Annotated in this window: 17 protein-coding genes and 1 riboswitch; of the genes, 11 read left to right on the top strand and 6 right to left on the bottom strand. The window is 70.6% G+C overall.

What is annotated here, in order from left to right:
• Nucleotides 1-333: 333 nt before the first annotated feature.
• A complete protein-coding gene (locus ACIHEI_RS02945) occupies nt 334-1,392 on the bottom strand; it encodes an SIS domain-containing protein (RefSeq protein WP_392950597.1) in 1,059 nt (352 codons plus the stop codon).
• Nucleotides 1,393-1,569: 177 nt separating this feature from the next.
• Nucleotides 1,570-2,871, bottom strand: coding sequence for a sugar transporter (locus ACIHEI_RS02940; RefSeq protein WP_396605375.1), 1,302 nt, complete (start codon nt 2,869-2,871; stop codon nt 1,570-1,572).
• 541 nt (nt 2,872-3,412) lie between these two features.
• On the opposite strand from ACIHEI_RS02940, the gene ACIHEI_RS02935 reads away from it, so the two are divergent.
• From ACIHEI_RS02935 to ACIHEI_RS02900, 8 genes are all read left to right on the top strand, one after another.
• Nucleotides 3,413-4,726 carry an extracellular solute-binding protein gene (locus ACIHEI_RS02935; RefSeq protein WP_387865537.1) on the top strand — a complete coding sequence of 438 codons (1,314 nt, stop codon included), beginning with the start codon at nt 3,413-3,415 and terminating at the stop codon, nt 4,724-4,726.
• Between the two features lie 163 nt (nt 4,727-4,889).
• On the top strand, nt 4,890-5,879 hold the full coding sequence (locus tag ACIHEI_RS02930) for a carbohydrate ABC transporter permease (protein WP_387637432.1): 990 nt from the start codon (nt 4,890-4,892) through the stop codon (nt 5,877-5,879).
• Complete coding sequence (locus ACIHEI_RS02925) at nt 5,876-6,796, top strand: carbohydrate ABC transporter permease (RefSeq protein WP_387637438.1); 921 nt, start codon at nt 5,876-5,878, stop codon at nt 6,794-6,796. The genes ACIHEI_RS02930 and ACIHEI_RS02925 overlap by 4 nt, the downstream gene beginning before the upstream one ends.
• 63 nt (nt 6,797-6,859) lie before the next feature.
• The gene (locus tag ACIHEI_RS02920; RefSeq protein WP_396605374.1) at nt 6,860-8,434 is read left to right on the top strand and encodes a glycoside hydrolase family 3 protein; all 1,575 of its coding nucleotides are present in this window, start codon (nt 6,860-6,862) and stop codon (nt 8,432-8,434) included.
• A 172-nt stretch (nt 8,435-8,606) separates the two neighbouring features.
• Nucleotides 8,607-9,389 carry a GntR family transcriptional regulator gene (locus ACIHEI_RS02915; protein WP_392950587.1) on the top strand — a complete coding sequence of 261 codons (783 nt, stop codon included), beginning with the start codon at nt 8,607-8,609 and terminating at the stop codon, nt 9,387-9,389.
• 159 nt (nt 9,390-9,548) lie between these two features.
• A complete protein-coding gene (locus ACIHEI_RS02910) occupies nt 9,549-9,854 on the top strand; it encodes a DUF3311 domain-containing protein (RefSeq protein ID WP_396605373.1) in 306 nt (101 codons plus the stop codon).
• Between the two features lie 20 nt (nt 9,855-9,874).
• Nucleotides 9,875-11,470, top strand: coding sequence for a monocarboxylate uptake permease MctP (gene mctP, locus ACIHEI_RS02905; protein WP_396605492.1), 1,596 nt, complete (start codon nt 9,875-9,877; stop codon nt 11,468-11,470).
• Between the two features lie 166 nt (nt 11,471-11,636).
• A complete protein-coding gene (locus ACIHEI_RS02900; protein WP_396605372.1) occupies nt 11,637-12,383 on the top strand; it encodes a histidine phosphatase family protein in 747 nt (248 codons plus the stop codon).
• Between the two features lie 7 nt (nt 12,384-12,390).
• On the opposite strand, the gene ACIHEI_RS02895 is transcribed toward ACIHEI_RS02900, so the two are convergent.
• Nucleotides 12,391-13,374 carry a helix-turn-helix domain-containing protein gene (locus tag ACIHEI_RS02895; RefSeq protein WP_396605371.1) on the bottom strand — a complete coding sequence of 328 codons (984 nt, stop codon included), beginning with the start codon at nt 13,372-13,374 and terminating at the stop codon, nt 12,391-12,393.
• A 269-nt stretch (nt 13,375-13,643) separates the two neighbouring features.
• On the opposite strand from ACIHEI_RS02895, the gene ACIHEI_RS02890 reads away from it, so the two are divergent.
• From ACIHEI_RS02890 to ACIHEI_RS02880, 3 genes are all read left to right on the top strand, one after another.
• A complete protein-coding gene (locus ACIHEI_RS02890; RefSeq protein WP_396605370.1) occupies nt 13,644-14,138 on the top strand; it encodes a GNAT family N-acetyltransferase in 495 nt (164 codons plus the stop codon).
• Between the two features lie 120 nt (nt 14,139-14,258).
• Nucleotides 14,259-14,391, top strand: a riboswitch (cobalamin riboswitch).
• 172 nt (nt 14,392-14,563) lie between these two features.
• A complete protein-coding gene (locus tag ACIHEI_RS02885; protein ID WP_396605369.1) occupies nt 14,564-17,047 on the top strand; it encodes a ribonucleoside-diphosphate reductase subunit alpha in 2,484 nt (827 codons plus the stop codon).
• On the top strand, nt 17,047-18,066 hold the full coding sequence (locus tag ACIHEI_RS02880) for a ribonucleotide-diphosphate reductase subunit beta (protein ID WP_387637459.1): 1,020 nt from the start codon (nt 17,047-17,049) through the stop codon (nt 18,064-18,066). The genes ACIHEI_RS02885 and ACIHEI_RS02880 overlap by 1 nt, the downstream gene beginning before the upstream one ends.
• Nucleotides 18,067-18,145: 79 nt before the next feature.
• Here ACIHEI_RS02880 and ACIHEI_RS02875 read toward each other — a convergent pair whose 3' ends face one another.
• From ACIHEI_RS02875 to def, 3 genes are all read right to left on the bottom strand, one after another.
• Nucleotides 18,146-20,137, bottom strand: coding sequence for a glycoside hydrolase domain-containing protein (locus tag ACIHEI_RS02875; RefSeq protein ID WP_396605368.1), 1,992 nt, complete (start codon nt 20,135-20,137; stop codon nt 18,146-18,148).
• A gap of 111 nt (nt 20,138-20,248) precedes the next feature.
• On the bottom strand, nt 20,249-21,706 hold the full coding sequence (locus ACIHEI_RS02870; protein ID WP_396605367.1) for a glycoside hydrolase domain-containing protein: 1,458 nt from the start codon (nt 21,704-21,706) through the stop codon (nt 20,249-20,251).
• Between the two features lie 203 nt (nt 21,707-21,909).
• Nucleotides 21,910-22,533 carry a peptide deformylase gene (gene def / locus ACIHEI_RS02865; RefSeq protein WP_387637465.1) on the bottom strand — a complete coding sequence of 208 codons (624 nt, stop codon included), beginning with the start codon at nt 22,531-22,533 and terminating at the stop codon, nt 21,910-21,912.
• Nucleotides 22,534-22,630: the final 97 nt, after the last annotated feature.

Genomic DNA, 22,630 nt, shown 5'->3' with positions numbered 1-22,630 from the left:
CAACTCTCGGACGGTCCCCGCCTCCGACATACAGCTCCGGGCTACGGTGCCGCACAGGTTGAGGGTCCTGTGTCGGCGCCGTGGCCCGTAGTGTTTCTCCGCGCCAGCAGACGGGTGCGAAACCAGGGGCGCGGGGAACTGCGCGAAGGGGAACGCCCTCACAGCAGGATCGCAACGCGGGCAATGACTTGCCGTTGATCGCGACCTGACCGTTGCGTCTGCGCTTGTCGCGCAGTTCCCCGCGCCCCTGGTGGTGCACGTCCTGGTTTCGCACCCACGAAAGGCCGCCCCCACTGAACTTCTGGTGGGGGCGGCCTTTCGTGTCGACCGACGTCAGTGAGTCTCGGTGACCTTCGCGAGAGCGCGCGGCGCGTCCGGGTCCTGGCCGCGGGCGATGGTGACCTCGTACGCGAGGAGCTGGAGCGGGAGGATCTCCAGGATCGGCTGGACCTCCTCCGGCACCCCGCCCGGCAGGGCGAAGCCGGCGCTGGCGGCGTCGACCTGGTCCTGCTGGCCGATGACGACCAGGTCGGCGCCCCGGCCGCGCAGGCGGTCCAGGACGGGCTGCAGGGCCTCGCCGGCGCGGCCGTCGGGGACGATCGCGATGACCGGCGAGACGTTGTCGACCATGGCCAGCGGGCCGTGCAGCAGGTCGGCGCCGGAGAACGGGGAGGCCGGGATGTAGGTGGTCTCCATCAGCTTCAGCGCCGCCTCGCGGGCGGTCGGGTAGCCGTAGCCGCGCGAGGTGATGACCAGGCGCTGGGCGAACCGGTACCGCTCGGCGAGCGCCTTGACCTCGGCCTGGCGGGCCAGGATCCCGGCGGCCAGCTCCGGCAGGACCTTCGCCGCGTCGCCGTCGTTGCCGCGCAGGCCCTCGATGAAGAGGTAAAGCGCGAGCAGTTCGGCGGTGTAGGTCTTGGTGGCGGGCAGCGCCTTCTCCGGCCCGGCCAGCACGTCGATGTGGAACTCGGAGACCTCGGCGAGCGGCGAGCCGGCGTTGTTGGTGACCGCCAGGGTGATCGCGCCGGCCTCGCGGGCCGCCTTGGTGGAGGCGACCAGGTCGGGCGAGCCACCGGACTGGCTGACGGTGATGACCAGGCAGTCGGTGAGGTCCGGCTTGGCGCCGTACGCGGTGGTGGTGGACATCGAGGTGAGGCCGGCGGGCTTGCCGAGCAGCACCTCGATCAGGTACTTGGCGTACAGCGCGGCGTTGTCGGAGGTGCCGCGGGCGGTGAGCAGGACGAACCGCGGGTTGCGGGCGGCGATCTGCTTGGCGATCTCACGGATCGCGGGCGCACCCTCGTCGAGGATGCGCTGCAGGACGGCCGGCTGCTCGGCCATCTCCGCCGACATGATCCTGCCGGGTACGGAAACAGTCTGCGGGTCGGACATCGGGGGTGCCTCCGTGGAGAGATGGTTCTACCCCGTGGGGCGGGATGCCCGACGGGGACCTCTGGAACGGCGGCGAGTCCGCACCCTCGCTGCGTGGAACTGTGCTGTGCCGATCCTACGTGGACCGGGCGCCGCTGCACACGTCGTGACGGTGCGTCGGCGTCCGGTCCGCGAGAATCAGCTCGGGTTGTTGATCAGCTGGTCGATCTGCGCGTCGGCTTCCTTGGTGGCGTCGTCGACACTCTTGCCCTTGAAGATCGAGTCCAGCATGTTCACCAGGACGTTCTGCTTCTCGACCGCGCCCCAGCCGGGGGCGGCCGGGGTGAACCAGGCGTCCTGGACGGCGTTGGCGGCCGCGGCGGTGGCGGGCTTGTTCTTCAGCGGCGCCAGCTGGGTCAGGTTGTTCGGCAGGGTGTCCTTGTCGGCGAGCACCTGCTCGGACTTGGTGCTGGTGAACATCCGCACCCAGTCGGTGGCGATCGCGGCGTTCTGCGACTTGGCGGTGACGGCGAGGTCGGAGCCGCCGATGAAGGAGGGCAGCGGCTTGCCGTTCGGGCCGGGCATGGTGACGATCTTCAGCGAGTTCTTGAGCGCCGGGGTGCCGGTGATCGGGGCGACCGCGTCGCTCAGCTCCCAGCCGTTGGCGTAGATCAGCGCGGCCTTCTCGTGGCCGAGCACGCCCGCCTGCTTGGCCTCGTTGACCTTCAGATCGCCCTTGTTGTAGGTCTTCACCAGGTTGACGAAGTGCTGGAGGCCGGCCTGCGACTTGGGATCGTGCAGGGTGCCGTGCCAGACCCCGCTGGAGTCGAACTTGGCGATCGAGCCGCCGTACGCGGTGACGTAGGACATCGCGGCGTACCAGTACGGGCCGGGCAGGTAGAACGCGGAGAATCCGGCGGTGCCCTTGTTGCGCAGGGCCACCTTGTCGAGGGCGGCGGTGAGTTCTTCCTCGGTCTGCGGGAGATCGGCGGAACCGGTGGCGTCCTGGAACATCTTCGCGTTGTAGACGCCGACCCGGGCGCCCGCGTAATAAGGAACGCAGTAAAGCTTCTGGTTGTACGTACAGGTGTCGGCGAGACCCTTGATCCAGTTGTCGGAGTTGTCGAATCCGGTCCGGTCGAGTCCGGCCAGCGTGCCGTTCACCATGTACTTGGTGGTCTCGGTGTTGCCGAGTTCGACGACGTCGGGCGCCTGGTTGGTGGCGATCGCGGCGTCCAGCTCGGCGATCTTGTCCTTCCAGGAGTGGTAGCTGAGCTTCAGCTCCACCTTGGGGTACTTCGCGGCGAACTGGTCGTTGACCTGCTGCACCAGTTCCGGCCAGCTCTTCTGGGCGTCGTCCATCAGCCACACCGTGACGCTGCCGGTCGCGTCCTTCGGGTCGGCGCCGCCCGGCGACGCGGCCGAGCCGCCGGACGAGCAGCCGACGGCGGTGGCCAGCAGAACGGCGGTGCCGAGCGTGGCCAGAACCTGACGCTTCACGCAAATCCTCCGAATCAGGTGGGGGAGGTCTGCGCGAGTGGTACAGACCAGCTTTCCGGATACTGGCCCAGACCATTTGCAGCGTCAACGCGCGTGATGATTACAAGTCCCGCTTGTTGTCGATCCGTTGCTGATTTCGCCCCGCTCACGTCAATACCGGGGTGGGTATGCCTCTTAAGGCTCACTTAAGGTTCACTTCAGGCCACATTGAGTAACCGGAGGCGAGCGTTCCGATGTGGCCGATTCGTCCCGTCATATCCGGATCCGCCCCCCGACTTGGTCCAGTCCAACACGACCTAGTCAAGCGTTGATAACGGCTTGTGCAGACGCTCTTCGATCCCTTGACGCTCGTCATTGGTCCATGCCAATCTCCAGGCGTTGGTCTAAACCAATGGTCTACTCCACCTCACGGATCGGCCCGCCTGCCCCGGCAGTTCGTGTCCGTGTCACCCGGTGACGTTCCCCCTTACGGCACGACGCAGCTTCAGGGCCCATAGCCCGGCGGCCCGGTGCCCCACCTTGCTCATCCCTGGAGGATGGTTTGAACCGCAAGATCGCAGCCGTGGCCGCTGTCGCCACCGTGCTCGTCGCCTCGGCTTGCTCCTCGTCTTCGTCCAGCTCCGGCGGTGACAAGGCCACCCTGAGCAAGGACGGCAAGGGCAAGAAGATCACCGTCTGGCTGATGCAGGACGCCCAGAAGGGCTGGCCCGAGGTCGTCGACGCGGCGAAGAAGGAGTTCACCGAGCAGACCGGCGCCGAGGTCGACGTTCAGTGGCAGACCTGGAACAACTACACCACCAAGCTCGACACCGCCCTGCTCTCCGGCAACGCGCCGGACGCGCTGGAGGTCGGTAACACCCAGGCCGCCAAGTACATCGAGGCCGGCTCCTTCGTCGACCTGACCGGGGTCAAGAGCCAGTTCGACAACTCGGACAAGTGGCTGGACTCGGTCGCCGCCTCCGGCCAGTCGGCCGACGGCACCAAGACCTACGCCGTCCCGTACTACGCCGGTGCCCGCGTCCTGATCTACCGCAAGGACCTGTTCGACGCCGCCGGTGTCACCCAGGCCCCGACCACGATCGACGAGCTGAAGGCCGCCCTGACCAAGGTCAAGGCCGCCAACGCCGGCACCGCCAACTTCTCGGCCCTCTACATGCCGGGCCAGAACTGGTACTCCGCGGTCGCCTTCGGCGCCGGTCAGTTCGGTGTCAAGGGTGTCATCGCCAAGAAGGACGGCGACAAGTGGGCCGGCAACCTGACCGACCCGAAGTTCCTCGAGGGCGTCAAGACCTGGGGCGACCTGCAGAAGGACTTCTCGGTCGGCGGCACCACCAATGACGAGGCCACCCAGGACGCGATGATGGCCAAGGGCAACATCGCCGCCATCATCGGCAACAGCTGGGAGGTCGGCTCGGTCGCCGACCCGAAGATCGGCGACCCGACCCTGAAGGACAAGCTCGCCACCATCGCCCTCCCGGGCACCGCGGCCGGCACCCCGACCCCGGCGTTCCTCGGCGGCTCCGACCTGGCCGTCCCGTCCAAGGCCGCCAACCCGGGCCTGGGCGCGACCTTCCTGCAGATCTACACCAACACCGCGCAGCAGACCCTGCTCGCCAAGCACGCCATCCCGAACGCCAAGAACCTGGTCGCCGCCTACAAGCAGGCCGACCCGGCGAACAAGGCCACCGGTGAGGCGGCCGAGGGCGCGACCTGGTTCATCCCGAACTCGCCGCTGTGGTCCGGCGCCGACGAGACCGCGCTGAAGACCGCGTTCAGCGCGATCGCCGCCGGTGGCGACCCGGCCACCGAGCTCAAGAAGGCCCAGGACGTCATCGTCAAGGACCTGAACGGCTGACCCAGCTGATCCGCGGTCGGCCCGGGAGTCCGCTCCCGGGCGGACCACCGCACTGAGCGCCAGAAGGCCGGACAGGCCCAGGGGGTGGGCAGTCCGCGATCACGCGGGCTGCCCACCCGTGCGCCAGGACCGACCAGAACCCGCGGGCCCGGGAAGGACCCTGATGAGTGTGACCACCAACGAGACCGTGACCCGGTCCGAAAAGTCGGGGCCTGCCCCGGCGGGGAAGCCGCAGCGCCGCGGATTCTTCGCGGCCGGCCAGTACATCCCCTACACGCTTCTGCTGCCCGCCGTCGTCGTACTGGTGGGCGTTCTGGCGTATCCGCTGTTCAGACTGTTCGACCTGTCGTTCCAGAACGTCAACCGGTACGCGCTGCTGGCGCACCCCGAGATGGCGAAGTACATCGGCTTCGAGGGCTTCAGCAAGATCCTCGGGGACGACCAGTTCTGGGAGGTCGTGCTCCGCTCGATCTACTTCACCGCCGAGCTGGTCATCCTCTCGCTGGTGCTGGGCATGGCGATCGCGCTGCTCCTGAACCGGGTGTCCAACTGGGTCCGGGTCACCGTCATCACCGTGATGATGTTCGTCTGGGCGATCCCGGCGCTGGTCAACGGCCAGGTGTTCCGCTGGCTGTTCTCCGCCAACGGCGGTGTGGTCGACTACCTGGCCTTCCTGGTCACCGGTGACGAGTCCTGGAAGCACTACGACTGGTTCGCCGACCCGACCGTCGGCCTGTTCGTGGTCGGCGCCGCGGTCATCATCTGGGGCGCGCTGCCGTTCCTGGTCCTCGGCCTGTACGCCGCGCTCACCCAGGTGCCGCCGGAGCTGACCGAGGCCGCCCGGCTGGACGGCGCCAACAACCTCCAGGTCTTCCGGCACGTGACCCTCCCGGTCATCAAGCCGTTCCTGATGATCTCCGCCGCGCTCAGCTTCATCTGGGACTTCCAGGTCTTCGCGCAGATCTTCGCGCTGCGCAACTCCTCGCCCGAGCCCGGCTACTGGACCATCGGCATCTACCTGTACATGAACGGCATCGTCCGCTCGCGCTACAGCGAGAGCTCGGTGATCTCGATCATCATGATCGTCATGATGCTGGCGGTACTCGTGTTCTACATCCGCCAGATGCTCAAGATCGGAGCCAACGAGCGATGACCGCGACGACGACGCACCCGTCCGGGCCGCCGCTGGCGCCCGAGGCCGCCAAGCCGAAGAAGAAGGTCAAGGCCCGCACCGTCGGCCGCAGCCCGGTGATGACCTGGTTCTGGAACATCCTCGCCATCGGCGTCGCCGTGGTGATGGCCTTCCCGATCTACTGGATGATCATCACCACGTTCAAGACGAACAAGGACCTGATCGCCCAGGACCCGACCTTCTGGCCCTCGACCTTCTCGTTCGAGAGCTACAAGACGATCTTCGACGACCCCGAGTTCCTGCCGTCGCTGCAGAACACCCTGATCCTCACGCTCGGCGCGGTGGCGCTCGGCGTGGTGGTCGGCTTCCTCGCCGCCGTCGCCGTGGCCCGGTTCAACTTCCGCGGCCGCAACTTCTTCATCATCACCATGCTGGTCGTCCAGATGGTGCCGCTGCTGGCGATCATCATTCCGCTGTTCGTGGTGATGAACAACGCCGGGCTGACCAACGCCCTGTTCGGTGTGATCATCGCGTACCTGGTCTTCACCGTGCCGTACGTGGTCTGGACGCTGCGCTCGTTCATCGTGAACATCCCGGCGGAGCTGGACGAGGCCGCCATGGTCGACGGCTGCACCCAGTGGGGCGCGTTCTTCCGCATCATCCTGCCGCTCACCCTGCCCGGCCTGATCACCACCGGTGTCTACAGCTGGATCCAGGCGTGGAACGAGTTCATCGTCGCCAACGTGCTGCTGGGCAGCAGCAAGGCTCACACCTCGATGATGTGGCTGACCTTCTACTCCACCACCCCCACCCGGGGTGCGGACTACGGCGCGCAGATGGCCGGCGGTCTGCTGGTCTCGCTGCCCGTCATCATCCTGTTCGTGTTCTTCCAGAAGAAGGTGTCGGCGGGTCTCACCGCCGGTGCGGTCAAGGGCTAAGGTCCCTTCCTCACCCTCAATCGCACCTGAAGCACCTCCACCCCCAGGGAAGGAACCATGGCGATGCCCGGTACGGAAAGCGCCGAACTCCTGCGCGACGCCGGAGCGGTCCTGCAGCCCGGCTTCGCCGGTCTGACCGCACCCGAGTGGCTGCGCCGCAGACTGGGCGACGGCGAACTCGGCGGCGTCGCCCTGTTCGGCCGCAACATCCGCACCCCGCAGCAGGTCGCCGCGCTGACCGGTGAGATGTACGCGCTCAACGGCGACCTGCTGATCGCCACCGACGAGGAGGGCGGCGACGTCACCCGCCTCGAAGTGACCAGCGGGTCCTCCTACCCCGGCAACCTGGCGCTCGGTGAGGTCGACGACACCGACCTCACCGAGCGGGTCGCCCGCTCCATCGGGTTCGACCTGGCCGGCGTCGGCGTCAACCTCAACTACGCGCCCGACGCGGACGTCAACTCCAACCCGGACAACCCGGTCATCGGCGTCCGGTCCTTCGGCGGCGACGGCGAACTGGCGGCCCGTCACACCGCCGCGTACGTCCGCGGCCTGCAGTCCGCCGGCGTCGCGGCCTGCGCCAAGCACTTCCCCGGCCACGGCGACACGGCCGGCGACTCGCACCTCGGGCTGCCCCGGATCGACCTGGCCGCCGAGCAGTTCGGCCAGCACCTGCTGCCCTTCAAGGCCGCCATCGCGGCCGGCGTGAAGAGCATCATGACCGCGCACATCCTGTTCGACGCCTACGACGCCCAGCTGCCCGCCACCATGTCGCAGCGCATCCTCACCGGGCTGCTCCGCGAGGAGCTGGGCTTCGACGGACTGATCGTCACCGACGGCATCGAGATGGGCGCCATCTCCGGCACCCACGGCGTCGCGGCCGGCTCGGTGCGGGCCGTCGCGGCCGGCGCCGACACCATCTGCGTCGGCGGCGGCCTGCACGACGAGGACGCCTTCGTGTACCTGCGCGACGCGCTGGTGTGGGCGGTCCGCGAGGGCCGGCTGCCGGCCGAGCGGCTGCACGAGGCCGCCGAGCGCAACCGCTCGGTGGCCCGCTGGTCCGCCGCCCTGCGGGCCTCGCAGCTCGGACAGCGGGGCGAGGCCGGCGTCGGCCTGGCCGCCGCCCGCCGGGCACTGCGGATCACCGGCGAACTCCGCCCGCTGAACGGCGTGCCGCACGTGGTCGAGTTCTCCCCCGGCGCGAACATCGCGGCCGGCGAGGACACCCCGTGGGGCGTGGCCGGCCCGCTGACCGAGCTGATCCCCGGCACCACCTCCAGCCGGGTCTCCCCGCCGGCCACCGTCACCGAGGGCTCCGGCCTGCTGCACGTGGCGGTCGCCGCCGAGGACGCCGAGATCGACACCGCTCCGCTGCTCGGCGCCGCGACCGGCCGTCCGCTGGTGCTGGTGGTGCGCGACGTGCACCGCCACTCCTGGATGCGCCGGGCCGCGCTCGCCCTGGTGGAGCACCGCCCCGACGCGGTCGTGGTGGAGATCGGCACCGCCCACGGGCTGTCCGGGCTGTTCGCCCCGCTCGGCGTCACCACCCTTGCCACGTACGGCGGTTCGCGGGTCGGCGGGACAGCCGCGGCCGAGGCGCTGGCCGGACTCGCGGCGACCGCGGCGACCGCGGGCTGAGACACTCGGGTACGGGCCCGGGCCGGACGCCAGTCGCTCCGTTCCGGGCCCGTCGCATGCCGGTTTGCCCGCAGGTGCTCCCGCTTGCTCACCCGTGCGTGCAAACATGTGCTGTTACATAGGACTTAGGGGTCCCTTAAGGACCCGTCTCCAACGAGGAGTGAGAGCTGCCATGAGTGGCGACAGGGATTCGGCGCTCGCCGAGGGCTCCACGGTGCCGATCCAGACCGGCCCTGCCACCACCACGGCCCGGGTACCGAAGTACTACGGCCTGAAGCGGCACCTGCTGCAGCTGACCGAGACCCAGCCGGCCGGCACCCCGGTGCCCCCGGAGCGGGCACTGGCCGCCCAGTTCGACACCTCCCGCACCACCGTCCGGCAGGCACTGCAGGAACTCGTGGTCGAGGGCCGGCTGGAGCGCATCCAGGGCAAGGGCACCTTCGTCGCCAAGCCGAAGGTCGCGCAGGCGCTGCAACTGACCTCCTACACCGAGGACATGCGCGCCCAGGGCATGGAGCCGACCTCCCGCCTGGTCGAGGTCGCGTACATCTCCGCGGACGAGCGGCTCGCCCCGCTGCTGGACATCAAGCCCGGCGGGCGCGTCCTGCGGATCGAGCGCCTCCGGCTCGCGAACGGCGACCCGATGGCGATCGAGGTGGCGCACCTGTCGGCCAAGCGCTTCCCCGCGCTCCGACGCAACCTCGCCAAGCACAACTCGCTCTACACCGCGCTGCGCGAGGTCTACGGGGTGACGGTCGCCGAGGCCGAGGAGACCATCGAGACCACCCTCGCCAACCCGCGCGAGGCCGGCCTGCTCGGCTCCGACCTGGGCCTGCCGATGCTCCAGCTGTCCCGGCACTCCTTCGACGCGGACGGCGCGCCGGTGGAGTGGGTGCGGTCGATCTACCGCGGGGACCGGTACAAGTTCACGACCAGGCTGCGGCGGCCCGCATAGGCGCGGCGTAACACGAAGTTGACAGGGTAGTGACACAAGTCACTCCCCTGCCCTACTCTCGCGGAGACCTTTCGATCACCGAAGGTGCTGCTCGGCGGACGTACAGCAATGTGCGGTGCGGTGCCAGTGAGGTGACTCCTCGTCATCCGGGAGCCGCTCGTGTCGTCTCAAACGCCATCCGCGGGCGCACTGCCCGCGCTCTCCCCCGCCCGGGTGCTGGCCGGCCTGTGCCTGCTGGTGCCGATCGTGGTGGTGCTGTGGGTGCCGTCGTACAGCAAGACCGACCCGGCGCTCGGCGGTATGCCGTTCTTCTACTGGTACCAGCTGATGTGGGTGCCGCTGTCGGCGGTGTTCACCACCTCCGCGTACCTGCTGCTGCGCCGTGACGAGGCGGCCCGCAAGGCCGCCGCCTCGGCCGGGCCGCTCCCCGTGCCCGCCCAGCCGGACGGGGGTGAGCAGCTGTGAAGCACGTGGACTGGACCGCGATGACGGTCTTCCTGCTGTTCTTCGCCGCGGTCACCGTGATGGGCTTCCTGGCCGCGCGCTGGCGCCGGGCGGACAACGCGGAGCACCTGCACGAGTGGGGTCTGGGCGGCCGCAGTTTCGGCACCTGGATCACCTGGTTCCTGCTGGGCGGCGACCTGTACACCGCGTACACGTTCATCGCGGTGCCGGCCCTGGTCTACAGCGCGGGCGCGGCGGGCTTCTTCGCGGTGCCGTACACGATCATCGCGTACCCGCTGGTGTTCCTGATCCTGCCCCGGCTGTGGTCGGTGTCGCGGGTGCACGGCTACGTGACGCCGGCGGACTTCGTGCGCGGACGATACGGGTCGCGCGGGCTGTCGGCGGCGGTGGCGCTGACCGGCATCCTGGCGACCATGCCGTACGTGGCGCTGCAACTGGTGGGCATCCAGGCCGTACTGGACGTGCTGGGCGTGGGCGGCACCGGGAACTGGTTCCTGAAGGACCTTCCGCTGTTCCTGGCGTTCGGCGTGCTGGCGGCGTACACGTACTCGTCGGGTCTGCGGGCGCCGGCGCTGATCGCCTTCGTCAAGGACACCCTGGTGTACGTGGTGATCCTGGTCGCGGTGATCTACATTCCGATGCGGCTGGGCGGCTACGGGCACATCTTCGACGCGGCGGCGCACAAGTTCCAGCCCGATCCGGTGACCGGCAAGGCCCCGGGGTCGATGCTCGTCGGGCCGGCCGGGCAGTGGTCGTACGCGACGCTGGCGTTCGGGTCGGCGCTGGCGCTGTTCATGTACCCGCACTCGGTGACGGGCGTGCTGGCGGCGAAGTCCCGCAACACGGTGCGCCGCAACATGGCGATCCTGCCGACGTACTCGCTGATGCTGGGTCTGCTGGCGCTGCTGGGCTTCATGGCGATCGCCGCGGGGGTGAGCAAGGGCGACAAGCACTTCAACGCCCAGCTGGCCGTTCCGCAGCTGTTCGCGGACATGTTCCCGAGCTGGTTCACCGGGGTGGCGTTCGCGGCGATCGGGGTGGGCGCGCTGGTGCCCGCCGCGATCATGTCGATCGCGGCGGCGAACCTGTTCACCCGCAACGTCTACAAGGAGTTCCTGAAGCCGGACGCGACGCCGGCCGACGAGACCCGGGTGGCGAAGATCGCCTCGCTGCTGGTGAAGGTCGGCGCGCTGGCGTTCGTGCTGGTGATGGACAAGCAGGCGGCGATCAACATGCAGCTGCTGGGCGGCGTGTGGATCCTGCAGACCGCCGTGGCGCTGGTGGCGGGCCTGTTCACCCGGTGGTTCCACCGGTGGGCGCTGCTGGCGGGCTGGGCGACCGGCATGATCTACGGCACCTGGCGGGCGTACGGGGTGTCCTCGCCGGCCACCAAGCACTTCGGCGGGTCGGCCGCGAAGATCCCGGTGATCGGCGAGATCGGCTACATCGGCCTGACCGGGTTCGTGCTGAACCTGCTCGTCGCGGTGGTGCTGACGCTGGTGCTGCGGGCCCTGAAGGCCCCGGAGGGCGCCGACGAGACCACGAAGGCCGACTACTCCGCGGAGGCCGGTGACGAGGCTGTGGAGCGTGCCCCGCAGCCCACGCTGGCGCACTGACGCGTGCGGGGGCGCAACCCGCCCCCGTTTGCGCCCTTGGGTCGCGCCGTTGCCTCGATCGACACTGGGGTGACGGCGCGATCATCTGTTATGACCGCCCTTTTCGGGAGAGACACGGGAGAGACGAGCACCACCGAGGCAGCACCGACAACGGGGAGCCACCGCCATGACCGACCTCACCACGGTACGCAACGGGCACCGCACCCAGGCCGACGGCGGACGGCGGCTGCCGTCGGTCCTGATCGCCACCCGGCACGGCGAGTCCACCGCCAACGTGGAGTTCCGGCACGCGGACTCCACCGGTGCCCTGACCGTCCCGATCACCTGCCGCGACGCCGACATCCCGCTCTCCATGCGCGGCCAGGCCCAGGCCCACGACCTGGGCCGCTGGTGGGCCGCCCTGCCGCCCGCCGACCGGCCCCGCTCGGTGTGGTGCTCCCCGTACGTGCGCACCGCGGAGACCGCGAGAATCGCCCTCGCCCAGGCGTCCGGGCTGGGCGCCGTCCCGGTGGGCCTGGCGGTCCGCTACGACGAGCGGCTGCGCGACCGCGAGCTGGGCGTGCTGGAGATGCTCACCAAGGCCGCCATCGAACGCGACCACCCCGCCGAGGCGGAGCGCCGACGGCGGATGGGCGAGCTGTACTACCGGCCGCCCGGCGGCGAGTCCTGGCTGGACGTGGCGCTGCGGGTGCGCGGCCTGCTGCGCGACCTGAACGAGGAGGAGGCCGGCCGGCCGGTGCTGCTGGTCGCCCACGACTGCACGGTGCTGATGCTGCGTCACGTGCTGGACCGGCTGGGCGAGGAGGAGCTGCTGGCGCTGCCGCCGGTGGGCAACTGCTCGACCAGCCTGTGGCGGGCCCGTGAGGGCCGGCTGCGGCCGTCCGGCTGGAACCAGACCTCGCACCTGTCCTGAGCGGCCGTCAGGCGGGCTGCCGCTCGGCAGCCCGCCCGAGCCCGCCGGGCCCACCGAAGGCCCGCCGGTAGGCCTGCGGGGTGGTGCCGAGGCGGCGGCCGAAGTGGTGCCGCAGGGTGGCGGCGTTGCCGAAGCCGCAGCGAGCGGCGACCGCGTCCACGCTCTCGTCGGTGGACTCCAGCAGGCGCTGCGCGAACAGCACCCGCTGGCCGGTCAGCCAGCGGTGCGGGGTGGTGCCGGTCTCCTGCTGGAAGCGCCGGGCGAAGGTGCGCGGGGACATGTGGGCGTGCCGGGCGAGGTCGTCCACGCTGGTCTCCCGGTCGAGGCGGTGGCGCATCCACTCCAGCGTCCCGGCCAGTGACTCGCCGTCGCCCTCGGGCAGCGGGCGGGTGACGAACTGCGCCTGCCCGCCGTCGCGGTGCGGGGCGACCACCATCCGGCGGGCGATCTCCCGGGCCACCTCGGCGCCCTGCACCTTGCGCACCAGGTGCAGGCAGGCGTCGATGCCGGCGGCGGTGCCGGCCGAGGTGATCACCGGGTCGTCGTCCACGTACAGCACGTCGGGTTCGACGGTGGTCAGCGGGAAGCGCTCGGCCAGCACGTCGGCGTACCGCCAGTGGGTGGTGCTGCGGCGGCCGTCGAGCAGGCCGGCGGCGCCGAGCAGGAAGCTGCCGGAGCAGATCGACAGCGTATGGGCGCCGCGTGCGTGGGCGGCCCGCAGGGCATCGCAGAGCGCCTCGGGGTAGTGGTCGCGGATGCCGGTGGCGGTGGCGATCACCAGGTCCGCCTCGGCGAGCCGCTCCGGGCCGTACGGCACGTGGACGTCGAAGCCGGCGTGGGTGCGCATCGGGCCGGGCCGGTCGCCGACCAGGCCGAACTCGTACACCGGCAGGCCGGTGTCGCTGCGGTCCAGGCCGAACACCTCGCAGGCCACGCCCAGTTCGAAGGGGTGGATCTCCTCCAGCACGATCACCGCGACGTTCCTCAGCATCCGTCCAGCATGGCAGTGGCAGGATTTCGTGGCAATGCTGCGTTCCTGCCACTCGTGACGGGGTGCGGCGGCACGGAGAGTGGAGCCATGACCTCCGCGCTCGCCCTGCTGGGCCTCATCGGCAGCTTCGGACTCCTCGGCGTTCTGGTCGGCCGGGACCTGAACCGCAACGGCCGCCCGGGCCGGCCCGAACGGCACCGCCCGACCGGCTACCCCTTCGACCCGGACCTGGCCGACCCGCGCCGGGCGCGGTCCGGCACACTGTCCGGATGCACTCCCCGATCGTCCGCCGCGCCCTCGACCACGACCTCGCCGGAGCCGGGGAGGTCAGCATCGAAGCCTTCGTCGGCGATGGCTACACCGACCCCGCGTCCGGCTACGTCGAACTGCTGAGGGACACCGCACGCCGCAACCGGGAGGCCGAGCTGCTGGTCGCCGTCGACGGCGACGGGGCGGTCCTCGGCTGCGTGACGTTCGCCGCAGGCGGCACCCCCTGGGCGGACGTCGCGCTCCCGGACGAGGGCGAGATCCGGATGCTGGCGGTCGGCGCGGCCGCCCGCGGGCGCGGCGTCGGACGGGCGCTGGTCCGCGCGGCGATGGACCGCAGCCGGGAACTCGGACTGGCCGGGATGGCGTTCTCCACCCGGCCGGAGATGACCGCGGCGCACCGGATCTACGATGCTCTGGGCTTCCTCCGCACCCCCGAACGGGATTGGGAGGCGGCCCCGGGCGTGGACCTGATGGTCTACACGATGCGGTTCTGAGGCGGTTCTGCGACGGTTCTGCGGCCGTTCCGAGGCGGCTCCGGCGCGGTTTCCGTTGTCTACGCGCGGCACCTCCAACGCGACACGCGCTACTACATCTGGTGCCGCCAGCTCCAGCCGCCACAACATGTATGCTCGACCTCGCTGTCGAAGCAGGGGAACCCGGTGCGAATCCGGGACTGCCCCGCAACGGTGAGCGGGCTGTAGCAACGCCCGCGCAGTCCGAGGACCTGACCGACGGTGTGCGACACGGCATCCCCGCAGACGCCATGCAGCACTGTTTTGCCGTCCGGCCTCGCGGGCGGGCCGGGGGTGGGTCTTTCGCGCGCCGATCGAGCGTTTTCGGCGTGCCGTCCTCCCCTGCCGCACGCGCGCCACCGGACACCTTGAGCCACGTCCGCCGCCGCCACAGGAGAGAGTGCGCCTTGACCGTCGCCGCCTCAGTCACCCTGCCGTCCCAGGCTTCCGCCGACGCCTTCACCGACCCCGGTGCGGCGCTGCTTCGGCTGCTCACCGACCGCAGCACCGACCTCCCCCAGGTGGACCCCGGCCACGTCGCCGCCGCCGCGCTGCGCGGCCGCCACGCCGGCTCGGACTTCGCCGAGCTGCGCGGGCTGGCCGTGGAGGCCGCCGCGTCGATGATCGCCGAGGACCCGCAGTACTCGAAGCTGGCCGCCCGCCTGCTGGCGATGGAGATCGCCGACGAGGCCGCCACCCAGGGCGTCACCTCGTTCTCCGCCTCGATCGCCGTCGGCCACGCCGAGGGCCTGATCGGCGACGCGACCGCCGAGTTCGTCGCCGCCCACACCGCGCTGTTCGACTCGCTGATCGACGCCGCCGGCGACGACCGCTTCGAGTACTTCGGCCTGCGCACCGTGCAGTCCCGCTACCTGCTGCGCCACCCGATCACCCGCAAGGTGGTCGAGACCCCGCAGCACTTCCTGCTGCGCGTGGCTGCGGGCCTGGCAGACCTGGGGGCGGAGCGAAGCGACTCGAACAAGGGTGGTGGCGGGCGACGGGCGGGCAACTCCGAGCAGTCGGTGCTGGAGGTGGCCGAGCTCTACAAGCTGATGAGCCGCCTGGAGTACCTGACCAGCTCCCCGACGCTGTTCAACTCCGGCACCCGGCACCCGCAGATGTCCTCCTGCTACCTGCTGGACTCGCCGCTGGACAACCTGGACTCGATCTACAACCGCTACGCGCAGATCGCCCGGCTGTCCAAGCACGCCGGCGGCATCGGCCTGTCCTACTCCCGGATCCGCTCCCGCGGCTCGCTGATCCGCGGCACCAACGGCAAGTCGAACGGCATCGTCCCGTTCCTGCGCACCCTGGACTCCTCCGTGGCGGCGGTCAACCAGGGCGGACGGCGCAAGGGCGCGGCCTGCGTGTACCTGGAGACCTGGCACGCCGACATCGAGGAGTTCCTGGAGCTCCGCGACAACACCGGCGAAGAGGCCCGCCGCACCCACAACCTGAACCTGGCGCACTGGATCCCGGACGAGTTCATGCGCCGCGTGAACGCCAACGAGGACTGGTCGCTGTTCTCCCCGGCGGACGTCCCCGAGCTGGTCGACCTGTGGGGCGCCGACTTCGACGAGGCCTACCGCAAGGCCGAGCTGGCCGGCAAGGCCGTCCGCACCATCCCGGCGCAGACCCTGTACGCCCGGATGATGCGCACCCTGGCGCAGACCGGCAACGGCTGGATGACCTTCAAGGACGCCTCCAACCGCGCCGCCAACCAGACCGCGCTGCCGGGCCGCACGGTGCACTCCTCGAACCTGTGCACCGAGATCCTGGAGGTCACCGACGACTCCGAGACCGCGGTCTGCAACCTGGGCTCGGTCAACCTGGGCGCGCACGTCGCCCCGGGCGCCTCGGCGGACGACCTGATCAACGCGATGGACTGGGACCGCCTGGACGCCACCGTGCGCACCGCGGTCACCTTCCTCGACCGCGTGATCGACATCAACTTCTACCCGACCACCGAGGCCGGGACGTCCAACTCCCGCTGGCGCCCGGTCGGCCTGGGCGTGATGGGCCTGCAGGACGTCTTCTTCAAGCTCCGGCTGGACTTCGACTCCGCCGAGGCGAAGGCGCTCTCCACGCTGATCTCCGAGCGCATCATGCTCACCGCGTACGAGCGCTCCGCGGACCTGGCCGAGCAGTTCGGCCGCCACGAGGCGTACGGCGAGACCCGCGCGGCCCGCGGCCAGCTGCACATCGACCATTTCTTTAAAGACCAGCACAGCGGTGGTGCCACCCCGCAGTGGACCGAGCGCTGGGACGCGCTGCGCGCCCGGATCGCCGAGACCGGCCTGCGCAACTCGCTGCTGCTGGCGATCGCCCCGACCGCGACCATCGCGTCCATCGCCGGCGTCTACGAGTGCATCGAGCCGCAGGTGTCCAACCTGTTCAAGCGCGAGACGCTGTCCGGCGAGTTCCTCCAGGTCAACCCGTACCTGGTGCGCGAGCTGAAGGAGCTCGGCGTCTGGGACCAGCAGACCCGGGACGAGCTGCGCGAGGCCAACGGCTCCGTGCAGGACTTCAAGTGGCTGCCGGAGAACGTCCGTTCGCTGTACCGCACCGCGTGGGAGCTGCCGCAGCGCGCGCTGATCGACCTGGCCGCCGCCCGGCAGCCGTACATCGACCAGAGCCAGTCGCTGAACCTGTTCATGGCGGCGCCGACCATCGGCAAGCTGTCCTCGATGTACGCGTACGCCTGGAAGGTCGGTCTGAAGACCACCTACTACCTGCGCTCCCGCCCCGCGACCCGGATCGCCCAGGCCGCGTCGGGCACCGCCCGCACCGCCGCGCCCGTGCCGGTGCAGACCCCGACCCTCAGCCAGGCCGAGCAGGACGCCATCGCCTGCTCCCTGGAGAACCCCGAGTCCTGCGAGGCGTGCCAGTAATGAGCTCCGAAGACCAGAAGAAGATGCTGCTCGACCCGGGCTTCGAGCTGACGCTGCGTCCGATGCGCTACCCGTCGTTCTACGACCGGTACCGGGACGCGATCAAGAACACCTGGACCGTCGAGGAGGTGGACCTGCACTCCGACGTCGCCGACCTCGCCAAGCTCTCCGAGGGCGAGCGGCACATGATCGGCCGGCTGGTCGCGTTCTTCGCCACCGGTGACTCGATCGTCTCGAACAACGTGGTGCTGAGCCTCTACAAGCACATCAACTCGCCGGAGGCGCGGCTCTACCTGTCGCGGCAGCTGTTCGAGGAGGCTGTGCACGTCCAGTTCTACTTGACGCTGCTGGACACCTACCTGCCCGACCCGGAGGACCGCAACGCGGCCTTCGCCGCGGTGGAGAACATCCCCTCCATCGCGCAGAAGGCGCAGTTCTGCTTCAAGTACATGAACGCGGTCGACCACATCGACTCGCTGCAGAGCAAGGACGACCGGCGGGCCTTCCTGCTGAACCTGATCTGCTTCGCGGCGTGCGTCGAGGGCCTGTTCTTCTACGGCGCGTTCGCCTACGTGTACTGGTTCCGCAGCCGCGGCCTGCTGCACGGCCTGGCGACCGGCACCAACTGGGTGTTCCGCGACGAGTCGATGCACATGGACTTCGCGTTCTCGGTGGTCGACACCGTCCGCGAGGAGGAGCCCGACCTCTTCGACGACGAGATGGCCAAGCAGGTCACCGAGATGCTGGAGGAGGCCGTCGAGGCCGAGCTCCAGTTCGCCCAGGACCTGTGCGGTGACGGCCTGCCCGGCATGAACACCGCCTCGATGCGCCAGTACCTGGAGGCCGTCGCCGACCAGCGCCTGGCCCGCCTCGGCCTGCCGATCCGCTACGGCTCGACCAACCCGTTCGGGTTCATGGAGCTGCAGAACGTCCAGGAGCTGACCAACTTCTTCGAGCGCCGGGTCTCCGCGTACCAGGTCGCCGTCGAGGGCTCGGTCTCCTTCGACGACGACTTCTAGATCGACGCCAGTACGGCCGAGGGCCGCACCCCGTTCCCACGGGGTGCGGCCCTCGGCCGTACTCAGGAACCTCGGCGGGTCAGCCGCGGCCCGAGGTGCCGCTGGCCCAGACCGCGCCGCCGGCGCTCGGGCTGCCGTTCTGGGTGTAGACCACGAAGTTGGCGTCGTCCTGGAGCAGGGCGTACGCCCCGGTGTTGCCGTAGGAGTTGGTGCTCCACAGGGCGGCGGTGGTGCTGCCCGCCTTGTAGATCACCATGTTGCCGTCGGGCTGCATGGAGAGGTACGCGCCGGCGTTGCCCCAGGTGTTGGTGGACCAGATCGCGGCGTTGTCGCTGCGGCGGTAGATCACCATGTTGCCGTCGTCCTGCATGACCAGCCGGACGGTCGCCGACTGGGTCCACTGGTTGCCGTACAGGCGCTGCCCGGAGCCGATCTTCGGCGCGAACGCCGAGGTGCCGGTGGCCCACAGCGCGCCGCCGGCGCCCGAACCGCCGCCGCGGCGGTAGACCACCACGTTGCCGTCGTCCTGCACGATGGCGTACGCGCCGGCGCTGGAGGTGCCGGTGGCCCACAGGGCGCCGTCGTTGCCGGGGCCGCCGTTGCTGCGGTAGACGACCAGGTTGCCGTCGTCCTGCATGACGGCGTACGCGCCGGCGTTGCCGTAGGTGTTGCTGCTCCACAGCGGGCGGCCGCCGCCGACGTTCAGGTTGGCGACCAGGTTGCCGTCGGTCTGCATGGTCAGGGTGACCGCGTTGCTGCTGATGCTCTGGCCGGGGGCGAGGCGCTGGCCGGGCTGCAGGGAGTTGCCGGAGGCGGGCGAGGTGACGTCCAGGTAGTTGGCGTCGATGCCCATGGCGATGCCGCCGTACGTCTCGGTGACGTCGCCGGCGTACTGGTGGGCGCGGCGGCCGGGCATCCACTGGCCGGGGGTGGTCAGGCCCATGCCGGCGTCGGTCACGTCGTGGTGCGAGTTCCAGGCGGCGGCCCACAGCACGTCGGGCTCGGGGTAGGAGCTGTCGGTGTAGCGGGCGGCGAGGTCCTTGACGCCGCTGGAGGCGCTGGCGTAGACGCCGGAGCGGTAGCCCTTGTTGTGCAGCTGCGCCGTCCAGCCGGCCAGGAAGGAGACCACCCGGTCGCGGTAGACGCTGGAGTCGTAGTTCTCCATGTCGTTGTAGAGCACCGCGCCGGGCTGGAAGCCGAGGCCGTTGGCCTTGGCGATCGCGTCGTCGGCGGCGTCGGAGCCCTGCTGGCGGGCGACGGCCACATCGGGGTCGACGAGCAGGTTGCCGCGGGCGGCCTGGCGGCCGACGTAGATCGGCAGGAAGCCCCAGCCCTCGGCGTTCCGGGCGTCCACCCAGCTCTTCACCGGCGAGGCGCAGGCCTGCGAGGGCCCGCCGATGTACACGCCGACGGCCCGGTACGGGGAGTTCGCGGCCCAGGTCGACATGGTGGTGTCGGACGGCGCGGCGCAGCGGTCGAAGGCGTACCCGGCGACGTCGGTGCGCGGGGCGGTGCCGGCCAGGGCGGGCTTGGCGGTGGACGGCGCGGCGGTCGCGCGGGCCCCGGCGTCGACGCTCGCGGTCTCCAGGATCTGCCGGACCCGGTCGGCCGAGGTGGCGTAACTGGCCGTCACCTGCAGCCCGCTGGTGCCGAGCTTGGCCTGGATCTGGTGGCCGGCCTCGGCCTCCTTCAGCACGCCCGCCGCGACCGGCTGCCCGGGCACCACGGTGCCCTGGACGCGTCCGCTCTCCACCGGCTGGATCAGCAGGCCGTCGGCGTGGCCGGGCGCGAGGTGCGCCGGGCAGTTCTGGTCCCCGCTCGGGGTGCCCAGGTAGACGGCGCTGACGTCGAGCCGGACGCAGGTGCCGGGCGCGGCGGCGAGGTCGACGACCGGCCAGTCGGCGGGCACCTGGGCGTGGAAGCCCTGGTAGTCGATCCGCTTGGTGGCCTGCCCGCCGGTGCCCGCCCCCGCGCCCGCCGTGTCCGCACCCCACGCGTTGGGGACGGCCGTGGCCAGTCCCGAGACGGCGAGCACGACGGCCGCGGCCCGTGCTGCTGTACGACGCTTCATGTGGTTCCCACCCCTGAGTCGTATCCGACCTGATGTGACGTCAGGGACTGTAGTGGATGGAGGTGACCACTCGTCCAGGCCCTTTGTCCGCCCTCGGTCGGGCGGCCCTGCTCAGTGCGGGGAGAATCCCCAGGTGGCGGTGGCCCACACGGCGCCTCCGGTCTCCGGGCCGCCTCCGCGCCGGTACAGCACGAAGTTGCCGTCGTCCTGCAGCGTCGCGAACGCCCCCGGGCAGTTCCAGGTGCCGGTGGCCCACAGCGCGCCGCCCACCCCGGGGCCGCCGTCGGGGGCGTAGAGCACCAGGTTGCCGTCGTCCTGCTGCACGGCGTACGCGCCCGGGTGGCCGCCGATGCCGGCCGACCACAGCAGCCGGCCGTCGCCGCGCATCCGGACGGTGAGGTCGCCGTCGTCCTGCATGGTCAGTTCCACCGCGTTGTTGCCGACGCTGCGTCCGGCGGCGAGCCGCTCGCCGGGGCGCAGCCGGCCGTCGTCGCCGGCGGGCGAGGTGACGTCCAGGTAGCTGGCGTCGATGGTCATGCCGACGCCGCCGTACTCCTCGGTGGTGTCGCCCAGGTACTGGTGGGCGCGCCGGCCGCCGGTGAACCGGCCTTCGTCGGGCAGGCCCATGCCGTCGTCGGTGACGTCGTGGTGGGAGTTCCAGGCGGCGGCCCAGAGGACGTCGGGCTCCGGGTAGGAGTCGTCGTCCCAGCGTCCGGCGAGGTCCCGCACGCCGCTGGCGGCGCCGGTGTAGACGCCGGAGCGGTAGCCGTGGGCGTGCAGCTGGTCGGTCCAGCCGGCCAGGTAGGCGAGGACGCGGTCGCGGTAGACGGAGGACTCGTAGTTCTCCATGTCGTTGTAGAGCACCGCGCCGGGCTGGAAGCCCAGTCCTTCGGCCTTCCGCACGGCGTCGTCGGCGGCGTCGGAGCCCTGTTGGCGGGCGGTTTCCTGGTCGGCGTCGACCAGCAGGCGGCCGCGGGCGGCCTGGTGGCCGACGTAGATCGGCAGGAAGCCCCAGCCTTCGGCGTTCCGGGCGTCCACCCAGTCGCGGTCGGGTGAGGCGCAGGCCTGCGAGGGCCCGCCGATGTACACCCCGACGGCGCGGTAGGGGGAGGACTCCGCCCAGGTCTGCATCGCGCTGTCCGGTGGTGCGGAGCAGCGGTCGAAGGCGTAGCCGACGACGTCGGTGCGCGGGCCGTCGTCCTCGTCGCCGTCGCGGGTGTTGTCCGGGGCGCCGTTCTGGCTGTCGGTCGCCGCGGGGGCCTGATGGGGGGCGACGGCGTCCTGCGCCGGCCACGGCGGGGACGGGGGGACGGGCGCGGGGCGGGCGGGTTCGGTCAGCAGCCCGTGGGCCGGGACCGGCACCGGTGGTGTGCGGCAGTCCTGGTCCCCGTCCGGCGCCGCCGGGTCGACCGCGCTGATGTCCTGGCGCAGGCAGCCGTGGGGGGCGGGTGCCTGGTCCAGCAGCGGCGGGGGCCGGTCGGCGGGTGGCCGGACCGGTACTCCCTCATAGGCAAAACGTTTCTCCTGACCGGCCCCGGCCGACCAGCCCCCGCCGGTCCCCGCCACCACCAGTAAGACCATTCCGGCGTGTGCCGCCGTCCGCCGCAGCCTGCCCATCGGCCAGCCTCTCGTCCGAGTTCCGTCGCGTCTGGTCGCGGACACTAGCCGCCGCTTCCGCGCCGCTCCGGCCCGACACACCTACCCGAACCCGGACATACCGGAAGGGGGGTCGCGCCGGTGGGCGCGACCCCCCTTCCGGAGGTGGGAGTACGTCAGGCGTTCGGCACGGTGGCGTACTTGGGGGTGCCCTCGGCCATCTGCCGCAGGGCGTCCTTGCGGTCGCGCTTGGAGAGCCGGTCGATGTACAGGTAGCCGTACAGGTGGTCGGTCTCGTGCTGGAGGCAGCGGGCGAAGAAGCCGGTGCCCTCCACCCGGACCGGGTTGCCGTGCTTGTCCTGGCCGTTGACGGCGGCGTAGCCGGGGCGGGCGAGCTCCTGGTACGCGGTGGGCACCGACAGGCAGCCCTCCTGGCCGTCGTCGAGGCTGCGGCGGCCGGCCGGGAGCTCCTCCAGCACCGGGTTGACGACGTGTCCGATGTGGCGGACACCCTCGTCGTCGGGGCAGTCGTAGACGAAGACCTTCAGGTCGACGCCGATCTGGTTGGCGGCCAGGCCGACGCCCTCGGCGGCGTACATCGACTGGAACATGTCGTCGATGAGCGCGGCGAGGTCGTCGTCGAAGGCGGTGACGGTCTGCGTCTCGCGGTGCAGCACCGGGTTGCCGACCACGGTGATCGGGCGGGCGGTGCCCTTGTTCGGGTCGGGCAGCTCGCCGACAAGCCGGACCTCGGTCTCCTGCTGCTCGTCGTCGTGCTCGTGGTCGTGGTGCTCGGCCATCGCTTGCTTCCGCTCCGTCCGCGTCCGGCTGGTGTACCGATCCAGAGTACGGGGCGCGGTGGCGCGTGGGGGTACCTCCCAGCCCCCCTTGGGGCCG

The organism is Kitasatospora sp. NPDC051984, from assembly GCF_044593455.1.
Lineage (GTDB): Bacteria > Actinomycetota > Actinomycetes > Streptomycetales > Streptomycetaceae > Kitasatospora.
The sequence above is the reverse complement of the archived record's forward strand: the minus strand, read 5'-3'. Positions and strand labels throughout refer to the sequence as shown.

Bases quoted from the DNA above. Each gene is read 5' to 3' on its own strand.
- ACIHEI_RS02945 (WP_392950597.1), bottom strand. From the start codon at position 1,392: ATGTCCGACCCGCAGACTGTTTCCGTACCCGGCAGGATCATGTCGGCG.
- ACIHEI_RS02930 (WP_387637432.1), top strand. From the start codon at position 4,890: ATGAGTGTGACCACCAACGAGACCGTGACCCGGTCCGAAAAGTCGGGG.
- ACIHEI_RS02925 (WP_387637438.1), top strand. From the start codon at position 5,876: ATGACCGCGACGACGACGCACCCGTCCGGGCCGCCGCTGGCGCCCGAG.
- ACIHEI_RS02920 (WP_396605374.1), top strand. From the start codon at position 6,860: ATGCCCGGTACGGAAAGCGCCGAACTCCTGCGCGACGCCGGAGCGGTC.
- ACIHEI_RS02915 (WP_392950587.1), top strand. From the start codon at position 8,607: ATGAGTGGCGACAGGGATTCGGCGCTCGCCGAGGGCTCCACGGTGCCG.
- mctP (WP_396605492.1), top strand. From the start codon at position 9,875: ATGACGGTCTTCCTGCTGTTCTTCGCCGCGGTCACCGTGATGGGCTTC.
- ACIHEI_RS02900 (WP_396605372.1), top strand. From the start codon at position 11,637: ATGACCGACCTCACCACGGTACGCAACGGGCACCGCACCCAGGCCGAC.
- ACIHEI_RS02895 (WP_396605371.1), bottom strand. From the start codon at position 13,374: ATGCTGAGGAACGTCGCGGTGATCGTGCTGGAGGAGATCCACCCCTTC.
- ACIHEI_RS02890 (WP_396605370.1), top strand. From the start codon at position 13,644: ATGCACTCCCCGATCGTCCGCCGCGCCCTCGACCACGACCTCGCCGGA.
- ACIHEI_RS02880 (WP_387637459.1), top strand. From the start codon at position 17,047: ATGAGCTCCGAAGACCAGAAGAAGATGCTGCTCGACCCGGGCTTCGAG.
- ACIHEI_RS02875 (WP_396605368.1), bottom strand. From the start codon at position 20,137: ATGAAGCGTCGTACAGCAGCACGGGCCGCGGCCGTCGTGCTCGCCGTC.
- def (WP_387637465.1), bottom strand. From the start codon at position 22,533: ATGGCCGAGCACCACGACCACGAGCACGACGACGAGCAGCAGGAGACC.